The sequence below is a fragment of the Synechococcus sp. CCY9202 genome, assembly GCF_034931685.1.
Taxonomy (GTDB): Bacteria; Cyanobacteriota; Cyanobacteriia; order PCC-6307; family Cyanobiaceae; genus CBW1002.
Genome location: NZ_JAYGID010000126.1, coordinates 1 through 23,559, shown reverse-complemented (window position 1 = coordinate 23,559; position 23,559 = coordinate 1). Strand labels below are relative to the sequence as shown.

Below are 23,559 nucleotides of genomic sequence, written 5' to 3'. Positions count from 1 at the left end.
GCCATGGAGTCTGGCCATGTCAAGCTGAAGGGAGCTCATGGGGAAAGTCCCAGGGAGTTCAGATTATGTGGGGAGTTGCCAGTTGGTGTCAACCTGTCCTGTTGCCTGTGGCGCTTGGCAGGGCTTGAAGTCCTCTTGAATGCCTGCCGAGTGAAAGCGAATCTCAATGCTCGAAGCTGGTGTTCCGCTGAGAATCTGAGTTTCGCGGTCGGCCAGCTGTTCCAGTCTTGCCACTGTCAACGGTCTTCCGAAGCGCTGTTCGCTCAGCAGCCAGTAGAGGCCGAAGTGTCTGGCTTCGCTTGCCAGCAGATCGCTGTAGAGCTCACACAGTTCAGGATCCGGAGTGTGGCTGGCGAGCAGCCCCATGCGCTCGTGGCTGCGGGCCTCAATCAGTCCGGCCACCAGGAAGCTATCGAGCATGCGTTCGGGTTCCTGCCGGCGAATTTCCTGGGCGAGAGAGGCTCCATAGGGGGGAGCCGGCAACGCCCGCAAGCTGATGCCACGCCGTTGAAGCAGGGCCAGGACACGGTCGAAGTGCTGCAATTCCTCTTGAATCAGGGGGCTCAGCACGGCGGCAAGCTCGGTGTCTGAGGGATAGCGGAACATCAGTTGCAAGGCCGCGCCGGCTGCTTTGCGCTCGCAGTGGGCATGGTCGATCAGCAGCAGATCCGGGTGGGACAGCGCTTTCTCAAGCCAGCTCTCACTGCTGGGCCTTGCCAGCCACTTCACACGGGTGAACTCCGATGCAGCGGTGACGGTCATGCTTGAGTCAGACGAAGGTGATCCACCAGCCCTTCCAGGGCGAGCCGGTAGCTGGTGTGGCCGAAACCGCAGATCACTCCAATGGCCCGATCGGCCAGGTGCGAGTGGTGGCGGAAGGACTCTCGGGCATGGGTGTTGCTCAGGTGCAGCTCCACGAAGGGAAGGGCCACAGCGAGCAGGGCATCCCGCAAGGCGATCGAGGTATGGGTGTAAGCCCCGGCGTTGATCAGAATTCCGTCGGTGTTGTCGCGAGCGGCCTGGATCCGATCCACCAGGGCTCCCTCATGGTTGCTCTGGTAGCAGTCGAGCTCCACCCCGAGGGCGACCGCCTGATCCTGCAGGGATGCATTGATCTGCTCGAGGCTGCGGGTGCCGTAGAGGCCTGGTTCGCGGCTGCCCAGCAGGTTGAGGTTCGGGCCATGGAGCACCAGCACTCGCACCGAGAGTTCCACCACTGGAAGGGACTCGATCGTATCGGGCCCGGGCGGACTGGACCGCGGCCTCCGGTGGAGGCGGCAGGCCGGCTGGTAAGTTCTTGGGGTGTGGTTCGGGTCGGTGCCCGAGTGGTTAATGGGGGCGGACTGTAAATCCGCTGGCTCTGCCTACGTTGGTTCAAATCCAACCCGGCCCATCCACCACACGCCCTTGTAGCTCAGCGGTAGAGCACTCCCTTGGTAAGGGAGAGGTCACGAGTTCAAGTCTCGTCAAGGGCTTTGATGTTTCGTTTCCCGAAAGACGGACGAAGTTGTTCTTCTGACCTGTTCAGACGGGTATCGCTGTTTTTAGATCAGGCCACCTGGGAGTGGTGGCAGAGTTCGCCATAGAGCTGTTCCAGGCTGTCGATGTTGGCGGCCAGGGTGTAGCGCTCCATGGCCCGCACCCGGGCCCGGCGCCCCAGCTCCTGGGTCAGGACGGGCTGATCCCGCAGCACCGGCAACAGGGTGCGCAGCTGGGTGGTGACGCCCTGGGTGCTGATCACGATGCCGGCGCCCTCCGCCAGCACCTCGCCATCGGCGCCGGCATCGGTGGCCACGCAGGCCGTGCCGCTGGCCATGGCCTCCAGCAAGGCCAGGGAGAGGCCCTCCACCAGGGAGGGCAGCAGAAACACCTCCGCCAGCTGCTGCAGGGCCACCCGGCGCTCCAGACTGGGCTCGAAACCCCACCACACCACATCAGGGTCACTGCTGCTGCCCTGGAGGGCAGCCCGCACGGGACCATCCCCCACGATCACCAGCACACAGCCGCGGGGCCGCACGAGGCGCCAGGCCCGCAGCAGGGCCTCGACGTTCTTCTCGGTGGCCACCCGGCCCATGTAGAGGAAGACACGGCGGCCGGCGAAGCGTTGTTGCAGGGCCGCCAGCTCCGGACTCGGTGATACCGAAGCAGGCCGCCACGTGGCCGTGTCGACGCCATTGGGAATCACGGCCAGCCGTTCGCGCCGCACCCCCAGCCGGATCAGCACCTCGGCCTGCAGCTCCGAGAACACGATCACCCGGTCGTAGCGGGCCAGCGACGGGGCATACAGCTGATAGGTGAGCTGCTGCGTGCCTCCGGCCAGATTGCGCAGGCTGGCGTCAAAGGCGGGATGGAAGGTGGCCACCAGCGGCAGATCCAGCTGCTGGCAGAGGTCGGGCAGCAGGAAATCCAGCGGTGAGAGGGTAAGACTGGCGTGCACCACGTCGGGACGCAGGCGCTCCAGGGATTCCCGCAGGGCTCGCTGGGCCCCCAGCGAGGGGATGGTGTACACCTGCGACTTCATCAGGTAGGGCAGAGCAACCTCCGGGTTCTCCTCTGCCAGGGTCACCGTCGGGTTGGTCTGGACCAGGGCAACGTTTCCCCCCCCGCCTGTCGCCGGCCCGCCTGACTGCAGCACGGCGCTTGCCTTGCGCGCCCTCTCATTGGCCATGCGGTTGCGGGAGGCACTGCCGAACTCAGGCAGGCTCAGGCCCGTGGCCGGGGTGTCGAAGTGGATGAAGCTGATGCCGTGCCCCCGCTGCCGCAGGGCATAGGTGGTGGTGAGCCCGTAGGTGACGTTGCCGCAGAACGGTGATTTCTTGCCAAGCCAGGCAATATGTGCCACCGATCACCTGCAACAGCAGGGGTTGACGCTAGCAGCGTTCATCGGGCTGCCTCAGGGCTCGGCTGCCAGGGGGCGCTCAGGCTCAGCGGCCTTCGGCGCGCCAGGGCTGCTCCACCACGGCGGCCAGCAGGGCGATGGCGGCCAGTCCCCACAGCACCGGCAGCAGGCCGTAGCGACTCACCACCGTGCCCGCCAGGACCAGGGGCAGGCTCAGGGCGATGTTGATCAGGTTGTTCTGCAGACCGAACACCTTGCCCCGTTGGGCCTCGGGTGTGTCCTCCTGGATCGTGGTCTGGGCGGGGATCGCCAGCAGCGCCGCGCCCACCCCCAGCAGGCCACAGAGCAGCAGGGTGAAGACCAGGCTGCCGCGCAGCTGGCCCAGCAGCACCAGGCACCAGGCGATCGTGCCCAGGCCGGTGGAGGCCAGCACCCGCCGGTTGATCCCATGGCCCAGCTGCGCCATGGCCAGGGCCCCTACCGCCAGGCCCACGCCGCTCATGGCCAGCAGAACACCGAACCGGGTGGGGCCCAGCCCCTCCACCCCCGAGGCCAGGCTGATGGCCAGCACGTAGAGGGCCGCCAGCAAGCTGTAGAGCAGCACCAGATGCACCATGGCGGTGCGCACGCTCGGTCGGGCCCGCAGCACCTGCAGGCCATCGCCGATTTCCTGCCACACCGTGGTCTGTCGATCCAGCTGGGGTTTCTCCTGCAGCTGGATGGTGCTGATCGCCACCGCCGCCAGCCCGTAGCACAGAGGCAGCAGCAGAAATTCCCCCCCCCGAATGCCGAACTGGGCCAGGCCGCTGCGCAGCAGCCGCAGGATCGGATCGCCGAGGGCAAAGCCCAGGATCGTGGCGGCCATGCTGGTGGCCTGATACAGAGAATTGGCCGCCAGCAGCAGCGGGCCGGGCACCAGCAGCGGGATCACGGCCTGTTCCGCCGGCGCGAAGAACTGGGTCAGCACCGATTCCAGGAAGGTCATGGCCACCAGCCCCCAGTACCCCCAGCTGAGGCCGAACCAGACCGGCCCGGGGATCAGGCAGAGCGGCGCCAGCAGCACCAGGGCGGCCCGAAGGCCGTTGGAGGCCACCATCACCCGCCGTTTCGGCCAGCGATCCGCCCAGACACCGGCCACGGTGCCCAGCACCATGGCCGGAATCGTGTTGGCCACGTAGATGCCGGTGGCCAGCAGAGTGATCACCTGGGCGCGGGTCTCCACGTCCATGCGCATCACCGCCGCGGCCTCCGCCAGCGCCGGATTGGTGCCGGGGGTGTCCGTGACCCAGTACTGGGCGATCAGGAACACCATCAGCACGATGTAGAACTTGTCGGCCAGCTGCGAAAAGACCTGGCCGATCCACAGGCGCCGGAAGCCCGGCAGCGCCAGCACGGCCTGCAGTCCGGTGGCGCGGCCGCCAGCTCCTGGAACGTTGGGGGCGCTCACGCTGGCGCTGCGGGTCGTGTCATGCGGCTTCATGTTGCCCCAGGGCCGTCTGGCCCGTCCCGACGCAGCAGGCGCCAGGCCCGCGGTCGGCGGCTGAGGTGTTCGCCGCACCAGATCTCCAGCAGCGCCAGCAGGTGCAGCCACACCGGCTCGGGGCCGAGCAGGGTTCCATCGCGGCGGCGGGGCAGCTGGGGCCGGGGCAGACGCTGCAGCAGGGCGACTTCCGAAGCATTGAGCACCACCCGGGCGCCCGGCAGCGCCCCCACCACCAGGCCTTCGCCCGGCAGCAGGCTGCAGCGCCACTCCCAGTTGCCCACGGGCGGTTGCAAGGCTGCACCGCTGCGGGCGCAGTGCTGCAGGGGCAGGCCGTAACCCCCCAGGGCCAGCAGATGGACACTGCCCTGCACCGCGATGGCCATAGCCTCGGGATTGGGGGAGTGCTGCCGCACCACCTCTTCCAGACGGCCCAGCTGCATCAGAAGATCCCCCAGCAGACCGGGCACCGGCAGGTGCTCAGGCACCAGCAGGGAGGCCAGCTCCAGCAGCGACTGGGCGGCGGCCAGGGTCTCGAGCCGTTCCCCCAGCAGGGTGTAGTTGTGCAGCACCTCCAGCTGCCGCACCCGCTGCAGCCCCCGGCCTCCGCTCACCTGCAGGGTCAGGTGGGCCAGAGGAACCGCGGCCGCCAGCCGACTGCGGGGCCGACGGCCACCGGGCACCGCCAGCCGGCAGAGGCCCTCCTCCTCACTGATCAGGGTCAGCAGGCGATCGTGTTCGCCCAGGGGGCGGGCACTCAGGGCCAGGCCTTCAAGACGGCGATCCGGCACGCTGCGCCTGCATCAGGGCCACGCCACGGCTCGTTCCCAGTCGGGCGGCGCCGGCCTCCACCAAGGCCCGAGCCTGCTCCAGATCCGTGATGCCACCGGAGGCCTTCACCGCGGCCCGGCCGCGGGCCAGGTCCCGCAGCCGACCCACCTGGTCTGTGGTCACGGGCGGACCGAAGCCACTGCCGGTCTTGAGGAAGCGGGCACCGGCATCCAGGCTCACCTCCACCAGCAGCTCCAGCGCCTCCGGCTCCAGACGGCCCACCTCGAGAATCACCTTGATCGGCAGGCCCAGCTCCGCGATCGCGGCCAGATCATCGTGCAGGCTGCCGCTGTCCCGGTCGATCAGGGCACCGAAATCGGGCACCACATCGAGCTCATCCGCCCCGGCGGCGGCGGCGGCTTCCGCCTCGGCTCGCTTGATGGCCGCTGGCACGGCACCGAAGGGAAAGCCCACCACCGAGATCAGCTTCACCGGCCCTCCGATCGGCAGGTGCTCGCGGGCCGCCGCCACCCAGCGTGAGGCCAGGCAGACGCCGGCAAAGCCGAAATGGCGCGCTTCCTCGCAGCAGCGCTGCACTGCAGCCACGCCCTGCAACGGGTCGAGCAGGGCGTGGTCGATCAGGGGAGCAAGGTCGGGCTGCTCGCGCAGGCTGGAGCGATCGCGGGCCATGGCCGATTACACCGGTGGAACGACCGGCAGAAGCCGGCCGTGGGTTCGCTCAGGTGGGGGGTTGCTCAGCTCAGGGTCGATCAGGCGTCTCTGGGCTGAATCACACCAAAGCCGCCGTGGTTGCGGCGATAGACCACCTGAATCTGGCCATCGTCGGCATCGCGGAACACGTAGAAGTCGTGGTCGATCATCTCCAGCTGATGCAGGGCATCGTCCAGCTTCATCGGCGGCATGGCGAAGTACTTGCGCCGCACAGCGGGGGCGGGCAGCTCCGGTTCCCGGCCTTCGGTGAGGGAGTGATCGACCGAGAGCTCGCCCACGATCTCTTCGGTGCCGGGGGTGGTGCTGGCCCGGTGACCGGAGCTGTGGTGATGGTCATGCTGCCGGTCCATGAACCGATGCAGCTGGCGACTCAGCTTGCTGGCCACCAGATCGATGCTGGCATAGAGGTTTTCGCTGCGCTCCTGGGCGCGGATCACCGTGCCGTTGGCATACATCGTCACCTCGGCGGTCTGCTGGGGGACGCGCGGGTTGCGGGCAACGGACAGATGCACGTCCGCCTCCTTCACCATTCCCTCAAAGTGGTTGATGGCGCGGGTCAGCTTGGCTTCGGTGTATTCCCGGATGGCCGGGGTGACATCAAGATTGCGGCCATGAATCAGGAGTTTCATGAGCTTGGACCGCCTCCGGTTTCTCGGCTTGCTCCAACGCTACGAAAGCCAGTGCCCCAGATCCGGAACGACGCAATCCTTTTTGAAACCGCCGCTGCAACGGCCGATCTGGTGCCGTTTCTGCAGGCCTGGCAATGGCAGCAGCAACTGCAGGCCCGCCTGCTGCAGGATCCCGACGGCCCCGATGCCGTGCTGCTGGTGCAGCATCTCCCCTGCTACACCCTCGGCCGCGGCGCCGATCCGGCCTTCCTGCGGTTCGACCCGGCCGATCCGCCCCTGCCCACCTATCGCATCGATCGGGGCGGTGAGGTGACCCACCATGCGCCCGGCCAGCTGGTGCTCTATCCGGTGCTCAACCTGCAGCGCCACGGGGCCGATCTGCACCAGTACCTGCGGCAGCTGGAGGAGGTGGTGCTCCGGGTGCTGGCCCTCCTGGGATTGCGGGGCGAACGGCTGGAGGGGCTCACGGGGGTGTGGCTGGACGGGCGCAAGGTGGCGGCGATCGGAGTGGGGGCCCGGCGCTGGATCAGCCAGCACGGCCTGGCCCTGAATGTGGACGGGCCCCTGGAGGGGTACGGGGCGATCGTGCCCTGCGGCCTGAGCGATCGACCGGTGGGGCGCCTGTGCGACTGGATTCCCCAGCTCACGGTCGCCGCGGTGCAACCCCTGCTGATCGCGGCCTTTGCCGAGGTGTTCGATCTGCAGCTGCGGCCTCCACTCCCGGCAGAAGCGCTGCAGGGGTGGTAATCGTGGGCGCCAACGCCCGTCGTTTCCACCATGGTTGCGCCCGCCGAGATCCACTGGAGCGGCAGTGAACAGGACCGGCAGGCCCTGGAATCCCGCACCGACTGGAGCCATCTGCGCGGCCTCGAGGAGCTGTGGCCGGCCCTCGACTCTCTGTATGGCGAGGCCCTGGCCCTGGAGGCCCCCCACGCCGATCCCGCTGAAAGCCTTAGCTATCGCCAGCTGCGCCGCGGCATCGAGACGGCGGCCGCTGGCTTTGCCGCCCTGGGGGTGAAACCCGGCGATGTGGTGGCGCTGTTTGCGGAGAACGGCCCCCGCTGGCTTCTGGCCGATCAGGGGCTGATGCGCGCCGGCGCTGCCGATGCGGTGCGCGGCAGCTCGGCGCCAGCCGAAGAGCTGCGCTACATCCTCGACGACTGCGGTGCCAAGGGATTGGTGGTGGAGTCGGCAGCGCTGCTGCAGAGCCTCGATCTCGGCCCGGAACGACTGGCCAGGCTGCGCTTTGTGGTGCTGCTCTGTGGCAAAGCCTCCAGCAACCAGGCCCTTGATGACCAAGCGCACGGCGGTGCGGCCGGCGATGGGGCGCCGCCCTGTCTGTCCTGGGAGGACTTTCTGGATCGCGGAGCCCAGGCGCCGCCCCCAACACCCCCGGCCGGGGGCGAACAGCGTCTCGCCACCCTCCTCTACACCTCGGGCACTACCGGCCAGCCCAAGGGGGTGCCGCTCAGCCACGCCAATCTGCTGCATCAGCTGCGCCACCTCGGGGTGGCGGTGGCCCCCAGCCCCGGCGATCGGGTGCTGAGTGTGCTGCCGATCTGGCATGCCTACGAGCGCAGCGCCGAATACTTCCTGCTCTCCTGCGGCTGCCGCCAGACCTACACAACCCTGCGCCATCTGCGCCAGGACCTGCAGGTGGTGCGGCCCCAGTACCTGATCAGCGTGCCGCGCCTCTGGGAGGCCCTCCTGTCTGGGTTTGAGGATGCCCTTGCTGCCATGCCCGCCTCACGCCGGCGCCTGCTGAACCTGGCCCTGGCGAACGGCCGCCGCTACTGCCTCTGTCGCCGTCAGGCGCTCGATCGCACCCTGGAACCCGAGCCGCCGCTGCGCCGCGTGAGCGCCGCCCTGGAGGTCGGGCTGCGCTGGCCCCTGCAGCGGCTGGCGGACACCCTGTTCTGGCCGAAGGTGCGCCAGCAGCTGGCCGGCGGACAGCTCCGCACCGCCATCAGTGGCGGCGGTGCTCTGGCTCTGCATGTGGATGGCTTCTTCGAGGTGATCGGAATCGAGCTGCTGGTGGGTTACGGCCTCACCGAGACCAGTCCGGTGCTCACCTGCCGGCGACCCTGGCTCAACCGCCGCGGCAGCTCCGGCCAGCCCCTGCCTGGAACGGCCCTGCGGATCGTCGATCCCGAGAGCGGCGCCCTGCTGCGCCTCGGCGAACGCGGCCGGGTGCTGGCCCGCGGGCCGCAGGTGATGGGCGGCTACTTCGGCAAACCGGACGCCACCGCCCAGGTGCTCGATGCCGAGGGCTGGTTCGATACCGGCGATCTGGGGCGGTTGCTGGCCGATGGCTGTCTGGTGCTCACCGGCCGCGCCAAGGACACGATCGTGCTCAGCAGCGGCGAGAACATCGAACCCGGCCCCCTGGAGGAGGCCCTGGTGGAGAGTGCGCTGGTGGAGCAGGTGATGCTGGTGGGACAGGATCGTCGCCAGCTGGGCGCCTTGGTGGTTCCGCGCAGGGAGGCCCTTGCCGCCTTTGCCGCGGCGGCGGGCCTGCCCCCGCTCAACCTGGATCCGGACACCCCACTGGAGCCGGTCGATCCAGCGCTGCTGCGGGCTCTCAAGAGTGAGTTCAACCGAGTTCTGGCGGCGCGGCCAGGCTCAAGGCCGGATGAGCGCCTGGCGGGGGTGGCACTGGTGGCCCCCTTCACGCTCGACAACGGCCTGCTCACCCAGACCCTCAAACAACGGCGCGACCGCATCGCGGAGCGCGATGGCGCGGCGATCGAGGCGATCTACACAAGCTGACGTCGCGAGCCCAGCCGCTCAGCCTGCGGCCTAACAGTGCGGCGAACCGGCGTTGACCTTGGATGCCGGGGCTGAGAGGGTGGACGCTGCTTTTGCTCGCCCATGGCCAACGGCCCCAGCCTCTCGATCAAGCGCACGATCACGGTGCGCGCCGTGGTCACGCCCCGCTGGAAGGAGGACGCCGAGCGCGAGCTCAGCAACGCCGTGCAGATGAGCGATCAGCAGCTGGCCCAGCTGGAGCAGGAAGGCCAGCAGCTGATCGATGAGATCCGCCGCCAGAGCCTCAATCCGCTCGATCCCCGCGTCCAGGAGCAGGTGGGCTCGGTGCAGCAGCAGGTGGGGCAGAAACGGGCGGAACTGGAAGAACAGAAGCGCCAGATCCTGGAGCAGCAGCGCCAGGTGCGTGACCTGGAGATGGAGCAGATCGTCGAGCAGGGCCAGCTCGAAAGCTTCTGTGATGTGCAGGTGGGCGACAATCTGGTGGAGCGTCTGCAGGCCTCCGTGCTGGTGCGTGATGGCGTGATCGAGGCCATCGAAGGCGTCTGAACCGCTGGCTCCCCGCGCGACTCGTAAAATCCGCGAAACGCGCGGCGGACTTTGGCCACCCACGACATCTTCATGCCTGCCCTCAGCTCCACCATGACGGAGGGCAAGATCGTGGAGTGGCTCAAGAAACCCGGTGATCGGGTCGAGCGCGGCGAGTCGGTGCTCGTGGTCGAGTCCGACAAGGCGGACATGGACGTGGAATCCTTCAACGAAGGCTTCCTGGCCGCCGTGCTGATGCCAGCGGGTGGCACAGCGCCGGTGGGCGAGACCATCGGCCTGATCGTGGAATCCGAGGCGGAGATCGCGGAAGCGGCAGCGAAGGCTCCTGCCGCTCCCGCAGCAGCAGCGGCGCCCGCAGCGCCGGCCCCTGCCGCTGCGCCGCCTTCCGTGCCAGCAGCCCCTTCCGTGCCGGCCGCCCCTGCAGCTGTGGCCAAAGCGCCCCCCGCACCTGTGGCGGCTCCTGCTCCTGCCGCTGCGGTCTCCCAGCTGGCTTCCTCCTCCGCGGCGGCCGCCGATGGCCGCGTTGTGGCCAGCCCCCGCGCCCGAAAACTGGCCAGTCAGCTGGGTGTGGCGCTGGAGAGCCTGCGCGGCAGCGGTCCCCATGGCCGCATCCAGGCCGACGACGTGCTGGCCGCCACCGGTCAGCCGGTGAGTGTGCCCCGGGTCGCCGAGGGCTCGGCCGCCGCGGTGAGCGTGGCCGCGGCTGGTGCTGCCGCTGGCAATGGTGCTGGCGCAGCCCCCGCTGCAACTCCCGCCCCGGCGGGACAGGCCTTCGGCCGACCCGGTGAAACCGTGGCCTTCAACACCCTCCAGCAGGCGGTGAACCGCAACATGCTGGCCAGCCTGGAGGTGCCCTGTTTCCGGGTGGGCTACACCATCACCACCGACAAGCTCGATGCCTTCTACAAGCAGGTGAAGAGCAAGGGCGTCACCATGACGGCCCTGCTGGCCAAGGCCGTGGGTGTGGTGCTGGCCCGCCATCCCCAGGTGAATGCCGCCACCACCGAGGCCGGCATGACCTACCCCGGCTCCGTGAATGTGGCCGTGGCCGTGGCCATGGAAGACGGCGGCCTGATCACCCCGGTGCTGGCCTCCGCCGACAAGACCGACCTCTATTCCCTGGCCCGCAACTGGGCCGATCTGGTGGCCCGGTCCCGCACCAAGCAGCTCAAGCCGGAGGAATACAGCACCGGCACCTTCACCCTCTCCAACCTGGGCATGTTCGGAGTGGATCGCTTCGACGCGATCCTTCCCCCCGGCACCGGCGCCATCCTGGCTGTGGCGGCGTCGCGTCCCACGGTGGTGGCCGGCAAGGATGGCGCGATCCGTGTGAAGAACCAGATGCAGGTGAACCTCACCTGTGATCACCGCACCATCTATGGCGCCCACGCCGCCGCCTTCCTCAAGGACCTGGCCCAGCTGATCGAGACCAACCCCGAAAGCCTGGCCTTCTGAGCGATGGCTCCATGGACCTGATCCGGCGGCTGTTCGGCAAGCCTCTGCCACGCAGCGAGGCGGAAGCTGAACGGCTGCCCAGCTACGAAGCCCTGCCGATCCTGTCGTCCGATGCCCTCTCCTCCGTGGCCTATGCCACCGAGGCCGCTCTGGGGGTTCTGATCCTGGCCGGCAGCCGCGCCCTGGAGCTGTCACTGCCGATCACCCTGGCGATCATCGCCCTGATCGCCGTGGTGGTCTTCTCCTTCCGCCAGACGATCGAGGCCTACCCCCAGGGCGGCGGCTCCTATGTGGTGGCCCGCGAAAACCTCGGCACCGCCGCCAGCCTGGTGGCGGCCGCTTCCCTGCTGGTGGATTACACCCTCACAGCGGCGGTGAGCCTGATGGCGGGAACCCAGGCGCTCTCCTCACTGCTGCCGGGCCTGCTGCGCCACGAGGTGGCCTTCGCCCTGCTGCTGTTGCTGCTGGTGGGCTGGGCGAACCTGCGTGGTGTCCGGGAGGCGGGACAGGCCTTCGCTCTCCCCACCTACGCGTTTGTGCTGATGGTGGCGCTTCTGGCCCTCGGCGGACTGCAGGACCTGGTCTTCCACCATGGCTTCCAGCCCGATCCCCCCCCGCTGATTCAGGCGGTGGAGCCGCTGGGGTTGTTTCTGATCCTGCGGGCCTTCAGTTCCGGTTGTTCCGCCATGACCGGCATCGAGGCGATCGCCAACGGGGTGAAGCTGTTCCGCCAGCCGGCGGCGACCCGGGCGCGGGCCACGATGCTGGTGATGGGGCTGATGCTCGCCGCGATGTTCTTCTGCGTGAGCGGCCTCGGCTTCCTCTATGGCGTGGCTCCCGATCCGAATCGCACCGTGCTGGCCCAGATCGGCCTGCGGGTGTTCGGGGCCGGCAGTCCGCTGCTCTGGGCTCTGCAGATCACCACCCTGCTGATCCTGGTGCTGGCGGCCAACACCGCCTTCGCCGGCTTCCCACGCCTGGCCGCGATGCTCGCCCAGGACCGCTTCCTGCCCCGTCAGATGGGCTGGCTGGGGGATCGGCTGGTGTTCCAGAACGGCATCACCACCCTGGTGCTGGCCACCGCCGTGATCATCGTGGTCTGCCGGGGTGACACCACCGTGGCGGTGAACCTCTATGCCTTGGGGGTGTTCATGGCCTTCAGCCTGTCCCAGACCGGCATGGTGGTGCTGTGGTGGCGCCAGCGCGGCCCCGGCTGGCACGGCCGGCTGCTGATGAATGCCCTGGGGGCCAGCACCACCTGCGTGGTGCTGGTGGTGATCGTGCTGAGCAAGTTCAGCGAAGGAGCCTGGACCGTGGTGATCGCCATCCCGCTGCTGGTGGCGCTGCTGGCCCGGATCCGGCGGCGCTACCGGCGGGTCTACGCCGAAATCGCCGTGCAGCCCGATCAGGTCCAGCCGGTGCGGCTGCCGCAACGCCATGAACCGATCGGCAACCGCAGCATCGTCTGGATCGCCGGCTTCAGCCGCCCCAGCCTCGATGCCCTCCACTACGCCGCCCGGGTCTCCGATCAGGTGGTGGCGGTGTGGGTGCTCTCGGACAACGAGGATCCGGCCGCCATCCAGGCCGACTGGCTGCGCCTGGTGGGGGACGACCCACAGGTGGAGCTGCGGCTGGTGGACAGCCCCTTTGCCTCCCTGATCCAACCCTTCGTGGCCGTGGTGGAAGCCGAGGAGAACCGCTACCCCGCCTCCACGCTCACGATCGTGATGCCGATGGCGATCCCCCGCTACCGCTTCGACAGCCTGCTGCTCAACCAGCGCGCCATCAACATGCGCCAGGCGCTCGATGCCCAGCACAACCGGGTCTTCACCGTGGTGCGCTATTACTTGCCGGCCTGAGTCCCGATCGGCGGTTGCAGCCCCTGTCCTCCCACTCTGCGGTGTCCTCCCTGGGAGATCCGGAGGATCGTGTCCTGTCCAGCTATGGGTTCGAGCTGCCGCCCGAGCGCATTGCCCAGCGCCCCGTGGAGCCCCGCCATGCGGCCCGTCTGCTGGCCGTGGAAGCCGATGCGGGCTGCCGCCACCGCACGGTCTGGGATCTGCAGGAGGAGCTGCGGCCCGGTGATCTGCTGGTGGTGAACGACACTCGGGTGCTGCGGGCGCGGCTGCAGGCCCGCCGGGTCGGCAGCGGCGGCGCCGTGGAACTGCTGGTGCTCGAACCGCGGGGGGAGGCCCGCTGGCTCTGCCTGGCCCGTCCGGCCAAGCGCCTGCGCCCCGGTGACCAGCTGGAGCTGCTGGCCGAGGGGCAGCCGCCCCTGGCTGTGGAGGTGCTGGACAGCGATCCCGACACCGGTGGCCGCATCGTGCAGTTTCCGCCGGAGTGCACCGATGCCGCCGGCCTCGAGCCGCTGCTGCTGGCCTACGGCGCGATCCCACTGCCGCCCTACATCCACGAACACGACGCCAGCGATAACGAGCGCTACCAGACCCGCTACGCGGCACGGCCCGGTGCCGTGGCGGCCCCAACGGCGGGTCTGCACCTCAGCGATGAGTTGCTGGCTGCATTGGAGAGCCGCGGCGTGCAGCGAGCAACCGTGACCCTGCATGTGGGGCTGGGCACCTTCCGGCCCCTGGAAGACGAAGACCTCAGCCAGCTGGAGCTGCACAGCGAATGGGTGGAGGTGAGCCCGGAGTTGGTGGAGGCGGTGCGAGGCTGCCGCGTGCGCGGCGGGCGCGTGATCGCCGTGGGCACTACCAGCGTGCGCAGCCTCGAGGGGGTGGCAGCCCTGCATGGCGGCGAGCTGCACCCCCACGCCGGCCCGGTGAACCTGGTGATCCAGCCCGGTTTCCGCTTCGCGGTGGTGGAGGGTCTGCTCACCAATTTCCACCTGCCCAGGAGTTCGCTGCTGCTGCTGGTGAGTGCCTTGATCGGCCGGCAGCGGTTGCTGGATCTCTACGGCGAGGCGATTGAACAGAACTACCGCTTCTTTTCCTATGGCGACGCCATGTGGATTCCGCCGGAGGCGGTGCTCAAGGTCTGATCGAGGCGGCACTCAAGGTCAGACGCACGACGAATCAAGACATGGAAAGCCTTGAGGCACAGCCAACACAGCTTGGTTGGATCAAGGCAGAGACTGAACTGAAAACAGACTGAGCCAACAAAGAAGCCCCCGGAAGATTCGGGGGCTCACTGAAGACTGCTTTCGCAGCAATCGTTTTGGCGAAATAGTCTTGAGTTGAGAAAACTTTCGCTGAATATCCTTCGGCCAAGTTTTCTCGGGAAGAGGGATCAGGCCGCTGCCAGGTTGGCCGCCACGAAGTCCCAGTTCACCAGCTTGTCGAGGAAGGTGGTGATGTAATCAGGGCGACGGTTCTGATAATCGAGATAGTAGGCGTGCTCCCACACGTCCATGGTCAGCAGCGCCTTCTGACCGTGGGCCAGGGGCAGATCGGCATTGGCGGTCTTGGTCACCTTGAGGGTGCCGCCATCCAGCACCAGCCAGGCCCAGCCACTGCCGAACTGGGTGGCGCCGGCAGCCTTGAAGGCCTCGACAAAGGCCTCGAAGCTGCCGAAATCAGCGGCGATCTTGTCGGCCAGGGCGCCGCTGGGAGCACCGCCACCGCCGGGCTTCATGCACTGCCAGTAGAAGCTGTGGTTCCACACCTGGGCGGCGTTGTTGAACACACCGGCCTTGCTGGCATCACCGGCCACGGCCGTGATCACGTCGTCCAGGCTCTTGCCTTCCAGATCGGTGCCGGCCACCAGGTTGTTGAGGTTGGTGACGTAGGCATTGTGGTGCTTGCCGTGGTGAAACTCCAGGGTCCGGCTGCTGATATGGGGCTCGAGCGCATCGAGTCCATAGGGCAGCGCGGGCAGCGTGTGAGCCATGGGGGAAGGGAAAGGGCTTTGGAAAACCCTGCCGCAGGAGGGCCGGGCCGGTCAGTTGTGGGCTCGGTGCCGCCAGGGCAGGACGGGATTCAGGCTCGATGGAGCCTTGTCAGAGGCATCCTAACGATTGCTACAGGTTTTCGATGTCAGGCGCCTCTCCAGCATTGGCCTTGGCGTTCAGTGTCCAGCAACCAAGGCCTCAGCTGCCGATCCGCAGCAGCTCCACCTCGAAGATCAGGGTGGCGTTGGGGGGAATCACACCACCGGCGCCCCGTTCGCCGTAGGCCAGATCAGCGGGAATCACCAGCTTGCGCTTGCCACCCACCTGCATGCCGGCCACGCCTTCGTCCCAGCCGCGGATCACCCGGCCGGCGCCGAGGGGAAAGGAGAAGGGGCCGCGACCGTAGCTGGAGTCGAACTCCTTGCCGCTTTCCAGGGTGCCGCGGTAATTGACCACGACCGTCTGACCGCTCTGAGCCTCGGGGCCATCACCGATCACCAGGTCGGTGATGCGCAGGCCACTGGGGGTGACCCGCTCCTTGGCAGCGTCCATGGGACCTCCGAGGGAAGACGCTCCCTGGGCCAGGGCCGCATCGGAGGAGCTGGAGATCGGCGAATCAGAAGCCATGGCAAACAGGGTGGGGTTGGGATCGTTGGGGTCGAGTTCCAGCGGTGCCTGCACAACGGCCCGAGCGGTCCGGCTCACCTCTGGGGCGTTGAGGGCCTGAGCCGCCAGACCGGTGCTGGCTGCTGCCGCGTTGGTCACGGCCACTGCCGGACTGGCTGATGCTTCGGCCACGGAAGACTCGGCACTGGCCGCGCCGATCACGGTGGAGGGGGCCACCAGCTGGCTCACGAAGGCCACCATCAGGCAGGCCACGAACACCGCCGAGCTGATCAGGATGTCGCGCATGGGGCAGCTGGCAAGGAACAGGTGGGCTGCGCCGATTCTGCCTCCTGAACCGTTCGCCCCCGGGCGGTGCCGGCTGGCTCAGTCTGGGGTGTCGGCACTGATCTGGCGCTGCCGCAGGGCCTGCTCCAGCCGGTCGATGCGACCCCGCAGCTCATCCAGCTCCCGCTGCCGTGCCAGGCCCAGATCCTCAAGCAATTGATCGCGGTTGCGCTCCAGCTGCCGCTCCGCCTGTTGCTCCAGCTCCGGAGTTTCGCCGCGCAGGGCCTTGAGCACGTCCTCCACCAACGCGGAGGCCTGGCCGGGATCGAGCCGACCGCTGCGGACCCAGTCCTGACTCACCAGGCGCAGCCGGTCTCCCACCAGCGATGTGGTGCCGAGGCCGCGCAACAGCAGCATCTGCAGCAGGTTGCCCTGGTCCATGGATCGGCTGCTTTCTTGTTCTGAACAGATTGGCCGTTCCTAGGCTCCACCGCCATGGGAGCAGACCGGTGTCGCTGGTGGATCGGAGCGGCTGTCGCCGGTGCCGGGGCAGGGTTGGCTCTGCCGCCCTGGGGAGCTGCCTGGCTGCTGTGGCCGGCCCTGGCGCTGCTCTGGGCCCTGCCGCGTTCGCCGCTTGGCTGGCGCGGCGGCTGGGCCTGGGGCGCGGCGGCGGTGCTGGTGAGCCACCGCTGGCTGCTCTGGCTCCATCCCCTCGACTGGGTGGGGGTGCCCCTGCCCCTCAGCCTGCCCCTCTGCCTGCTGCTCTGGGGGTTGTGCGGCCTGGCTGGGGCCCTGCTGGTGGCCCTCTGGCTGGCTGTCTTGATGCGTCTGGAGGGCTGGTGGGGAGGCGGTGGTCTCGCGGCCGCGATCACCGCCGCGGCGCTCTGGGGACTGGCCGAGGTGCAACTGGCCCGCGGCCCGCTCTTCTGGATCGGCCTGGGGGCTTCAGCCCTGCCGGGTGATCGCGCCCTGGCGGCCTGGGCGAGCCTCGGCGGCGCCGGCCTCGTGGCGGCGTTGCAGCTCCTGATCGCCTGGCTGCTGTGGCGCGTTCTGCTGCTGTTGGTCCGCCGGCTTTGGTCTGAAGGGATTGCTGCGCTGCTGAGCTGGCTCCTGGCCGTCCTTCTGCTGCATGGTGTGGGAGCCGCCCTGCTGCGGGCTTCTGAGCAGGCCCCAGCTGCCCAGGCAGCGAATGCCACCCAGTCTCCATCGGCATTGCCGGCACCGGCCCATGGCCAGCGGCTTCTGGTGGTCCAGCCGGCGATTCCCACCCGGCAGAAATTCGAAGCAGCCCAGCAGCAGCAGCTGCTGCAGAGGCTGGCGGCAGCACAACAGCTGGCCGTGGCGGCAGGGGCAGCCGGGGAGCCGATCGATGCGCTGCTGTTGCCCGAGGGTGCCCTGCCGCTGGATCAGCCCCTGCCTGATCCAGCACCGAGCGAAGTGCTCAGCGGCGGCTTTCGTCGCCAGGACGCGGAGGTGCGCAGCAGCGTGCTGCGCTTTGCGCCTGGCGATCAGGCTCGGCCCAGCGGCTGGATCGATAAGGCCCGGGTCGTGCCGCTGGGGGAATGGGTCCCCCTGGCCCACCTGTGGCGCTGGAGTGGCCTCTCGGCGGTGGGGGGGATCACACCGGGGGCGCCGTCGCGGCTGCTGGAGAGGCCCGGCGGGGCGATCGGGGTGGCGATCTGCTACGAGATCGCCGACGGTGTCGGTCAGCGAGCCGCGGTGGCCGCCGGGGCACAGTGGCTGCTGGCCAGCGCCAATCTCGACCCCTACCCCGCCCAGCTCCAGGGCCAGTTCCAGGCCCTGGCCCAGCTGCGGGCCCTGGAAACAGGTCGCTGGCTGGTGAGTGCGGCCAACACCGGACCCAGCCTGGTGGTCGACAGCTCCGGTCGCCTGCGCACCGCCCTCCCCCCGGGCAGGCCGGTCACGACGGTGCTCGGCCTGGAGCCGCGCGACGCCATGACCCCCTATGACCGGTTCGGGGAGCTGCCGTTGCTGGGGCTCGCCCTGGCTGGAGGGGCCTGGGGCACGCTTGGCTACCGGGTGGTTCCGAGCAACGGGTCCAGGTCCACGTGGGCTTCGAAGGCATCGGCGAGGCGATCCAGCAGCGCGTCGCGCTGACGGCCGTGGTGGGGCTGGTGCTCGCTCAGGGGGGGAAGACCGCGGCGCCGGCGCAGCTGGTTCAGCCAGCGCCGCCGCCAGGGTCCGTTCTCGAAGACGCCGTGCAGGTAGGTGCCCGCCACTTCGCCGCCCTGCTCACCAGCCGAACGCCACCAGCCCAGCCCTGCCTCTGCCGCCAGGGGGGCGCAGGGGCCAGGGCCAGGGCCCGATTGCAGGAGTTCCGTGCGGCCGTGGTGCAGCTCGAAGCCCTCCAGCTGCAGCGGGTCTCCCGGTGGCCAGAGGGCGGTGCTGAGGCGCTGGCGCAGGGTCTTGGCGGGGCTGAACGTGGTGGCCAGCGGCAACAGGCCGAGGCCTGGCAGTGTGCTGGTCGAGACCCCTGGCGTGGCGCCTTCGAGACCCTCGGGATCCTGCAGCCGCTGGCCCAGCATCTGCAGCCCGCCGCAGAGGCCGAACACCTGGCCGCCGCCGGCCAGGTAGGCGGCGATCTCCTCGCTCAGGCCAGCCGCCTGCAGGCCGGCCAGATCGCGCAGGGTCTGCTTGCTGCCCGGCAGGATCAGGGCATCGGGCCGGCCGAGCGCCTCGCCGGGCCGAACCCAGCGCAGCTGCACGCTGGGTTCGGCTTCGAGCGGATCGAGATCGGAGAAGTTGCTCAGCGATGGCAGCCGCAGCACGGCGATCTCCAGCTCGGCACCGCTCTTGCGGCCGCGCCGCTCCAGCAGATCGAGCGAGTCTTCCGGTGGAAACAGCTCCTCCAGCCAGGGCATCACCCCCAGCACGGGCACCCCGGTCTGGGCCTCCAGCCAGCTCCGACCGGCATCGAACAGCTCCCGGCGTCCCCGGAAGCGATTGATCAACAGACCCCGGATCAGCGGGCGCTCCACCGGACGCAGCAATGCCAGGGTGCCGACGATCTGGGCGAAGACACCACCACGCTCGATGTCGGCCACCAGCAGGCAACGGGCCCGCAGGAACTGGGCCAGGCGCAGGTTGGTGAGATCGCGGGCCTGCAGGTTCACTTCCACCGGGCTGCCGGCTCCCTCCAGCACCAGCCGGCCGCCAGGGTGCTGCTGCTGAAGCTCCGCCAGGCCCTGGCGGATCGCCCGCCAACCGGGCCGGAACCAATCGCGGTAGTAGTGCTCGGCCCGGGCGGTGCCCACCGAGCGGCCCAGGTGGATCACCTCGCTGGTGCTGTCGCCCCGCGGCTTGAGCAACACCGGGTTCATGGCCGCCAGGGGCTCCAGCCCCGCGGCCCAGGACTGCAGGGCCTGGGAGTAGGCCATCTCGCCGCCGGCCGGATCCACCCAGGCGTTGTTGCTCATGTTCTGCCCCTTGAAGGGCACGGGCGTTTCACCGCGACGCTTCAGTACCCGGCAGAGGGCGGCGGTCATCAGCGACTTGCCGGCCCCGCTGCTGGTGCCCAGCACCATCAGCGGCGGCAGGGAGGCTGACGGAGGTTGGCAGCTGGATCGTGGATCGACGCATTCGGTCATCGCCGTGGCCGGTACCGGCTGACCCAGTGCTGCAGGCGTTGCAGGGGAGTGGCTGTGGGGATCTCTGCGGGCCAGGTGGCCAGCAGCTGGCGTCCCATCGGGGTCAGCCGGACCCGCTCCGTCAGGCCCTGCCCATCCACCTCGCGCCGCAGGACGCCGAGCCGGATCAACCAGATCCAGTCGTTCTCGACCGAGTCGGGCGCAGCAACCCTGCCCCGGAAGAGGCGATCGAGGTCGGTCCGCTGGCAGAAGCCGGCGCTGCTGATCGCCTGATCGCTGACCAACCCATAGAACGTACGCCGGTAGGGGAGGGAGCAGACGGCCCGCTCGGCCCGCTTCCAGGAGCGCTGGTCGCGTTCCTCGGCGTCTCCTTGAGGAGCCGTGTCGTTCGTCGGCTGTGGATGCATCAGGCGATTGTGGCCGCTTGTCCTCCCCACAGACCACACCCTTGAATCCGCAGGGTCTTTGATTCAATTGGACGACGTCCTGGAGATCCCGCGCCTGGGCGCGGCACCGGAATCGTCTGCACCGGACTGATCCTCACTGCCCTTTCCGCCGCGCCCCATGTTGTTGCTGGCCTCCGCCTCTCCTGCCCGCCGCCGCCTCCTGGAGCAGGCCTGTATTCCCCATCGGGTCCAGGTGAGTGGGGTCGATGAGGAGGCGATTCATCACCCCAATCCTGAACAGCTGGTCCAGAGGCTGGCCCAGGCGAAAGCGGCGGCGGTGCTGGCTCAGTTGCCAGATGCACGCAACCCTGCGTCGGTGCTGGAGGCAACGGAGGCCATGAAGACCTCGGCGGTGCTGGGCTGCGACTCCGTGCTCAGCATGGATGGCGACGTCTATGGCAAGCCTGTCGATGCAGACGAGGCCTGCCAACGCTGGCGCCGCATGGCCGGAGGTTGGGCCGAGTTGCACACAGGCCATTGCCTGATTCGGCTCAGCGGGGCCAGCCAGCCCGTTGACCCTCCGACTGATTCCTGCGTTTCCACACCGTCAGTGCTGGCAGCGGCTGTGCAGCTGGCCACCGTCACCACTCGCGTGAAGTTTGCCTGCTTGAACGAGGCGGAGATCGCCGCCTATGTCGCCACCGGCGAACCGCTGCGCTGTGCCGGTGGCTTTGCCTTGGAGGGTCGTGGCGGGCTGTTGGTGGAGCAGATCCAAGGCTGCTTCAGCAACGTGATCGGTCTGAGCCTGCCGCTGCTGAACAACTGGCTGAGGCGTCCTTAGCGAAACAGGTTCTCGATCAGGTTCTGCAAGCCCGACCCACCGCTGGAAGGATTGCCGTAGCCAGGGTACTGGTTGCTGGGGTAGCGATTATCGGGATAACTGTTGTTCGGGTAACGGTTGTCCTGATAGCGGTTGTCGGGATAGCGGCCACTGGAATTGCTGCCACTGTCATTGCGGTAGGTCTCCAATTCCATATTGGCCCAGCGGAAGACGGTTGAACGCCCGCGGGTGCTGTAGGTCACGGGATAGGTTCCGGTCGCATCACTCATCACCAGCCGGCCCATGCGGTTGTAGAAGGTGTAGCGGCGACCGTCTCGCAGATCCACCACATAGGAGGTGCCACTGCTGGTGGCACGCCGTTGCAGATCGCATCGACCGCTGAAGATGCGCCGGTTCCGATCACTCAGTTGGCAAGTGGCGGTATCGTCAGCCGGATTGCGCCAGCTTTGGGTGGATCCACCACTGCTGTTGCCGAACAGCTGCTTGTTGAGCTGCTGGCTCACATTCTTGCGCTTGCGACCATCTTCCCAGCAGATCTGCTGCCGCAGGTCGCACTCCGCTCCGGTGCTGAATCGGATCTCCTCCTGGCGCGGCTTACCGGAGAGCCGATTCACAAGATCACGCTCCGCTTTGCTGCCGAATTCGTTGCGGGTGGCCTCGGTGGAGGCTCCTCTGCTGTTGTAGCAGATTTTCTGGCTCCGATCACAGACAAAGCCGTTGCGAGAGAGATCGAGCGTCTTGGTGTCAGCACGGGCCGGCTCCAGGGCGATCAGCGGAGCGACCAGGGCTGCAATCAGAAGGGGATAGACGCTAGAGGTGCGATGCATGGCGGTGAGGCGGATGGGCTGTGCAGTCATCGGTTGGCTTGCGCTGCCGTGCCTGGGTAGAGGTGGCAGTGGAGTGAATTCTGTCTTTGAACAGGCGTTCCTAGAAGCAACTGTAGACGGTTTGACAGTCATTTCTTGTCTTAGTTGCAACTATTCCTATTTATTCTGATGGCGTTGATGGCGCGTTGATGGCGTCTTCTTGCACGTCCCTGGCAATCATGCTGCGAATCGCGGTGCCGTAGGCAGGCATGAGCCGAGATTATTCATTCCTGTTCATCTGATCCTTCCCGGCTGCTGATCCGGCGGTTGTGGATCTGGGAAGAAGTCACAGACGCAGAAACAATAAAAAACCCCCACCGCGAGGTGAGGGCAGATCAGGCACCAGTCGTGGTTGATTCGCAGGGCAAGCCCTGGGTTGAATCAGTCGAGATCAGGCATCGACAGGGTGGGCTCGGCCTGACGGTCGATTCCCTTCTCGAAACCGGCGGCAGCGGCGCGGGCGCGACCGGCGTGCCAGAGGTGACCCACCAGGAAGAAGAAGGCCAGCACGAATTGGGTGGAGGCCAGCCACTGGCGGATATTCACGAAGTTCACCGAGTTGGGCTCGGTGATGATGCCGCCCACGGAGTTGAGGGAGGCGTTCGGCGCGTGGGTCATGTATTCAGCCGCGCGGCGCACTTGCCAGGGCTGAATGTCGTTCTGCAGCTTGTCGAGGCTCAGACCGTTCGGGCCACGCAGGGGCTCCAGCCAGGGGCCGCGGAAGTCCCAGAAGCGCATGGTTTCACCACCGAAGATGATCTCGCCGGTGGGGGAGCGCATCAGGTACTTACCCAGACCGGTGGGGCCCATGGCCGAACCGATGTTGGCGCCGAGGCGCTGGTCACGAACCAGGAAGGTGAAGCTCTGGGCCTGGGAGGACTCGGCGTTGGTGGGGCCGTAGAACTCGGAGGGATAGGCGGTGTTGTTGAACCAGATGTAGGCCGAAGCGATGAAGCTCATGAAGCTCAGGGCGCCAAGGCTGTAGCTGAGATAGGCCTCACCATTCCAGATGAAGGCACGACGCACCCAGCCGAAGGGCTTGGTGATGACGTGCCAGATGCCACCGAAGATGCAGATCAGACCGATCCAGATGTGGCCACCGATGATGTCTTCCATCGAGTTGACCCCGATGATCCAGCCCTCGCCGCCGAAGGGGGCTCGGGTGAGATAACCGAAGATCACACCAGGGCTGAGGGTGGGGTTGGTGATGATGCGTACATCGCCGCCGCCGGGGGCCCAGGTGTCATAGACACCGCCGAAGAACATGGCCTTGAACACCAGCAGCAGGGCGCCCACACCGAGAAGGATGAGGTGGTAGCCGATGATGTTGGTCATCTGGTTCTTATCACGCCAATCCTGGGAGAAGAAGGCGGAATAGTTCTCCAGAATTTCCGGACCACGCAGGGCGTGATACAGGCCGCCCAGGCCAAGAACGGCGGAACTGATCAGGTGGAGCACCCCCACCACAAAGAAGGGGTAGAGATCGGTGACTTCACCGCCGGGACCAACGCCGTAACCAAGGGTGGCGACGTGGGGAAACAGGATCAGACCCTGCTCGTACATGGGCTTGTCGAAGGTGAAGTGACTCACCTCGAAGAGCATCATGGCGCCGGCCCAGAACACCATCAGGCCAGCGTGGGCCACATGGGCGCCGAGCAGGCGACCGGAGAGGTTGATCAGGCGGGCATTGCCCGCCCACCAGGCGTAACCAGTCGAATCGAGGTCCTTGCCCCCGACCGAACTGAGGTTGGGATTAGAGAGCGTTACCACGGGGCAGAACCTCTTCAGGGAAGACGAAGTTTTCGTGCGGCTGGTCGGCCGGGGCCATCCAGGCCCGCAGACCTTCATTCAGAAGGATGTTCTTCGTGTAGAAGGTCTCGAATTCAGGATCCTCAG

The 23,559-nt window shown here is 67.5% G+C and carries 22 protein-coding genes, 2 tRNA genes and 1 pseudogene; 10 read left to right on the top strand and 15 right to left on the bottom strand.

The features are described 5' to 3' along the window. Positions 1–63 precede the first annotated feature (63 nt). Together VB777_RS15270 and aroQ are read right to left on the bottom strand one after the other, a co-directional pair. Entirely contained in the window at positions 64–762 is a 699-nt protein-coding gene (locus VB777_RS15270; protein WP_322757245.1) for a tRNA-(ms[2]io[6]A)-hydroxylase, read from the bottom strand. Further along, positions 759–1,202, bottom strand: coding sequence for a type II 3-dehydroquinate dehydratase (gene aroQ, locus VB777_RS15265; protein WP_322757244.1), 444 nt, complete (start codon positions 1,200–1,202; stop codon positions 759–761). Before aroQ ends, VB777_RS15270 begins: the two co-directional genes overlap by 4 nt. A 109-nt stretch (positions 1,203–1,311) precedes the next feature. Here aroQ and VB777_RS15260 point away from each other — a divergent pair. Together VB777_RS15260 and VB777_RS15255 are read left to right on the top strand one after the other, a co-directional pair. Next, a tRNA-Tyr gene (locus VB777_RS15260) sits at positions 1,312–1,393 on the top strand. A 10-nt stretch (positions 1,394–1,403) separates the two neighbouring features. Next, positions 1,404–1,475, top strand: a tRNA-Thr gene (locus VB777_RS15255). Positions 1,476–1,549: 74 nt separating this feature from the next. Here VB777_RS15255 and VB777_RS15250 read toward each other — a convergent pair. From VB777_RS15250 to hpf, 5 genes are all read right to left on the bottom strand, one after another. Then, entirely contained in the window at positions 1,550–2,842 is a 1,293-nt protein-coding gene (locus VB777_RS15250) for a glycosyltransferase family 4 protein (protein ID WP_323249974.1), read from the bottom strand. A gap of 82 nt (positions 2,843–2,924) precedes the next feature. After that, positions 2,925–4,319 (bottom strand): MFS transporter, encoded by a 1,395-nt coding sequence (locus VB777_RS15245; protein ID WP_197169915.1) that lies wholly within the window; start codon positions 4,317–4,319, stop codon positions 2,925–2,927. Then, a complete protein-coding gene (recO, locus tag VB777_RS15240) occupies positions 4,316–5,110 on the bottom strand; it encodes a DNA repair protein RecO (RefSeq protein ID WP_197169916.1) in 795 nt (264 codons plus the stop codon). Before recO ends, VB777_RS15245 begins: the two co-directional genes overlap by 4 nt. Next, positions 5,091–5,780 (bottom strand): deoxyribose-phosphate aldolase, encoded by a 690-nt coding sequence (gene deoC, locus VB777_RS15235; protein ID WP_197169917.1) that lies wholly within the window; start codon positions 5,778–5,780, stop codon positions 5,091–5,093. Before deoC ends, recO begins: the two co-directional genes overlap by 20 nt. A gap of 80 nt (positions 5,781–5,860) precedes the next feature. Further along, a complete protein-coding gene (hpf, locus tag VB777_RS15230; protein ID WP_197154518.1) occupies positions 5,861–6,451 on the bottom strand; it encodes a ribosome hibernation-promoting factor, HPF/YfiA family in 591 nt (196 codons plus the stop codon). Positions 6,452–6,502: 51 nt separating this feature from the next. Between hpf and lipB the strand changes: the two genes are divergently transcribed. From lipB to queA, 6 genes are all read left to right on the top strand, one after another. After that, entirely contained in the window at positions 6,503–7,198 is a 696-nt protein-coding gene (lipB, locus tag VB777_RS15225; RefSeq protein ID WP_323249970.1) for a lipoyl(octanoyl) transferase LipB, read from the top strand. A gap of 30 nt (positions 7,199–7,228) precedes the next feature. Further along, complete coding sequence (locus VB777_RS15220) at positions 7,229–9,220, top strand: AMP-binding protein (RefSeq protein WP_323249968.1); 1,992 nt, start codon at positions 7,229–7,231, stop codon at positions 9,218–9,220. Positions 9,221–9,322: 102 nt separating this feature from the next. Continuing rightward, entirely contained in the window at positions 9,323–9,766 is a 444-nt protein-coding gene (locus VB777_RS15215; RefSeq protein ID WP_197154524.1) for a YlqD family protein, read from the top strand. Positions 9,767–9,817: 51 nt separating this feature from the next. Then, positions 9,818–11,221, top strand: a complete 1,404-nt coding sequence (locus VB777_RS15210; protein ID WP_323249966.1) for a dihydrolipoamide acetyltransferase family protein — start codon at positions 9,818–9,820, stop codon at positions 11,219–11,221. 11 nt (positions 11,222–11,232) lie between these two features. Further along, positions 11,233–13,080 (top strand): APC family permease, encoded by a 1,848-nt coding sequence (locus VB777_RS15205; protein ID WP_323249964.1) that lies wholly within the window; start codon positions 11,233–11,235, stop codon positions 13,078–13,080. A gap of 50 nt (positions 13,081–13,130) precedes the next feature. Then, entirely contained in the window at positions 13,131–14,222 is a 1,092-nt protein-coding gene (gene queA, locus VB777_RS15200; protein WP_323250020.1) for a tRNA preQ1(34) S-adenosylmethionine ribosyltransferase-isomerase QueA, read from the top strand. A gap of 248 nt (positions 14,223–14,470) precedes the next feature. Here queA and VB777_RS15195 read toward each other — a convergent pair whose 3' ends face one another. The 3 genes from VB777_RS15195 to VB777_RS15185 all read right to left on the bottom strand — a co-directional run bounded on the left by VB777_RS15195 (position 14,471) and on the right by VB777_RS15185 (position 16,403). Next, positions 14,471–15,070, bottom strand: coding sequence for a superoxide dismutase (locus VB777_RS15195; RefSeq protein WP_197154530.1), 600 nt, complete (start codon positions 15,068–15,070; stop codon positions 14,471–14,473). Positions 15,071–15,269: 199 nt separating this feature from the next. Further along, positions 15,270–15,983, bottom strand: a complete 714-nt coding sequence (locus VB777_RS15190) for an FKBP-type peptidyl-prolyl cis-trans isomerase (RefSeq protein ID WP_197154532.1) — start codon at positions 15,981–15,983, stop codon at positions 15,270–15,272. 78 nt (positions 15,984–16,061) lie between these two features. Next, a complete protein-coding gene (locus VB777_RS15185; protein WP_197154534.1) occupies positions 16,062–16,403 on the bottom strand; it encodes a phasin family protein in 342 nt (113 codons plus the stop codon). Between the two features lie 54 nt (positions 16,404–16,457). Here VB777_RS15185 and VB777_RS15180 point away from each other — a divergent pair, with 54 nt between their 5' ends. Continuing rightward, positions 16,458–18,080: a nitrilase-related carbon-nitrogen hydrolase gene (locus VB777_RS15180; RefSeq protein WP_197154535.1), complete on the top strand. Its 1,623-nt coding sequence runs from the start codon at positions 16,458–16,460 to the stop codon at positions 18,078–18,080. Here VB777_RS15180 and VB777_RS15175 read toward each other — a convergent pair. Then, a complete protein-coding gene (locus tag VB777_RS15175) occupies positions 17,996–19,507 on the bottom strand; it encodes a cobyric acid synthase (RefSeq protein WP_197169923.1) in 1,512 nt (503 codons plus the stop codon). The genes VB777_RS15180 and VB777_RS15175 overlap by 85 nt on opposite strands. Positions 19,508–19,566: 59 nt before the next feature. Beyond that, positions 19,567–19,977 carry an Npun_F0494 family protein gene (locus VB777_RS15170; RefSeq protein WP_197154538.1) on the bottom strand — a complete coding sequence of 137 codons (411 nt, stop codon included), beginning with the start codon at positions 19,975–19,977 and terminating at the stop codon, positions 19,567–19,569. A gap of 157 nt (positions 19,978–20,134) precedes the next feature. Here VB777_RS15170 and VB777_RS15165 point away from each other — a divergent pair, with 157 nt between their 5' ends. Beyond that, a complete protein-coding gene (locus tag VB777_RS15165) occupies positions 20,135–20,797 on the top strand; it encodes a nucleoside triphosphate pyrophosphatase (protein WP_323249959.1) in 663 nt (220 codons plus the stop codon). On the opposite strand, the gene VB777_RS15160 is transcribed toward VB777_RS15165, so the two are convergent. The 3 genes and pseudogenes from VB777_RS15160 to VB777_RS15150 all read right to left on the bottom strand — a co-directional run. Beyond that, complete coding sequence (locus tag VB777_RS15160) at positions 20,794–21,654, bottom strand: hypothetical protein (protein ID WP_323249958.1); 861 nt, start codon at positions 21,652–21,654, stop codon at positions 20,794–20,796. The genes VB777_RS15165 and VB777_RS15160 overlap by 4 nt on opposite strands. Before the next feature lie 390 nt (positions 21,655–22,044). Next, the gene (gene psbC / locus VB777_RS15155; RefSeq protein ID WP_197154551.1) at positions 22,045–23,433 is read right to left on the bottom strand and encodes a photosystem II reaction center protein CP43; all 1,389 of its coding nucleotides are present in this window, start codon (positions 23,431–23,433) and stop codon (positions 22,045–22,047) included. Further along, a pseudogene (locus VB777_RS15150) lies at positions 23,417–23,559 on the bottom strand (photosystem II D2 protein (photosystem q(a) protein)); the annotation flags it as partial. The pseudogene VB777_RS15150 and the gene psbC, both read right to left, overlap by 17 nt.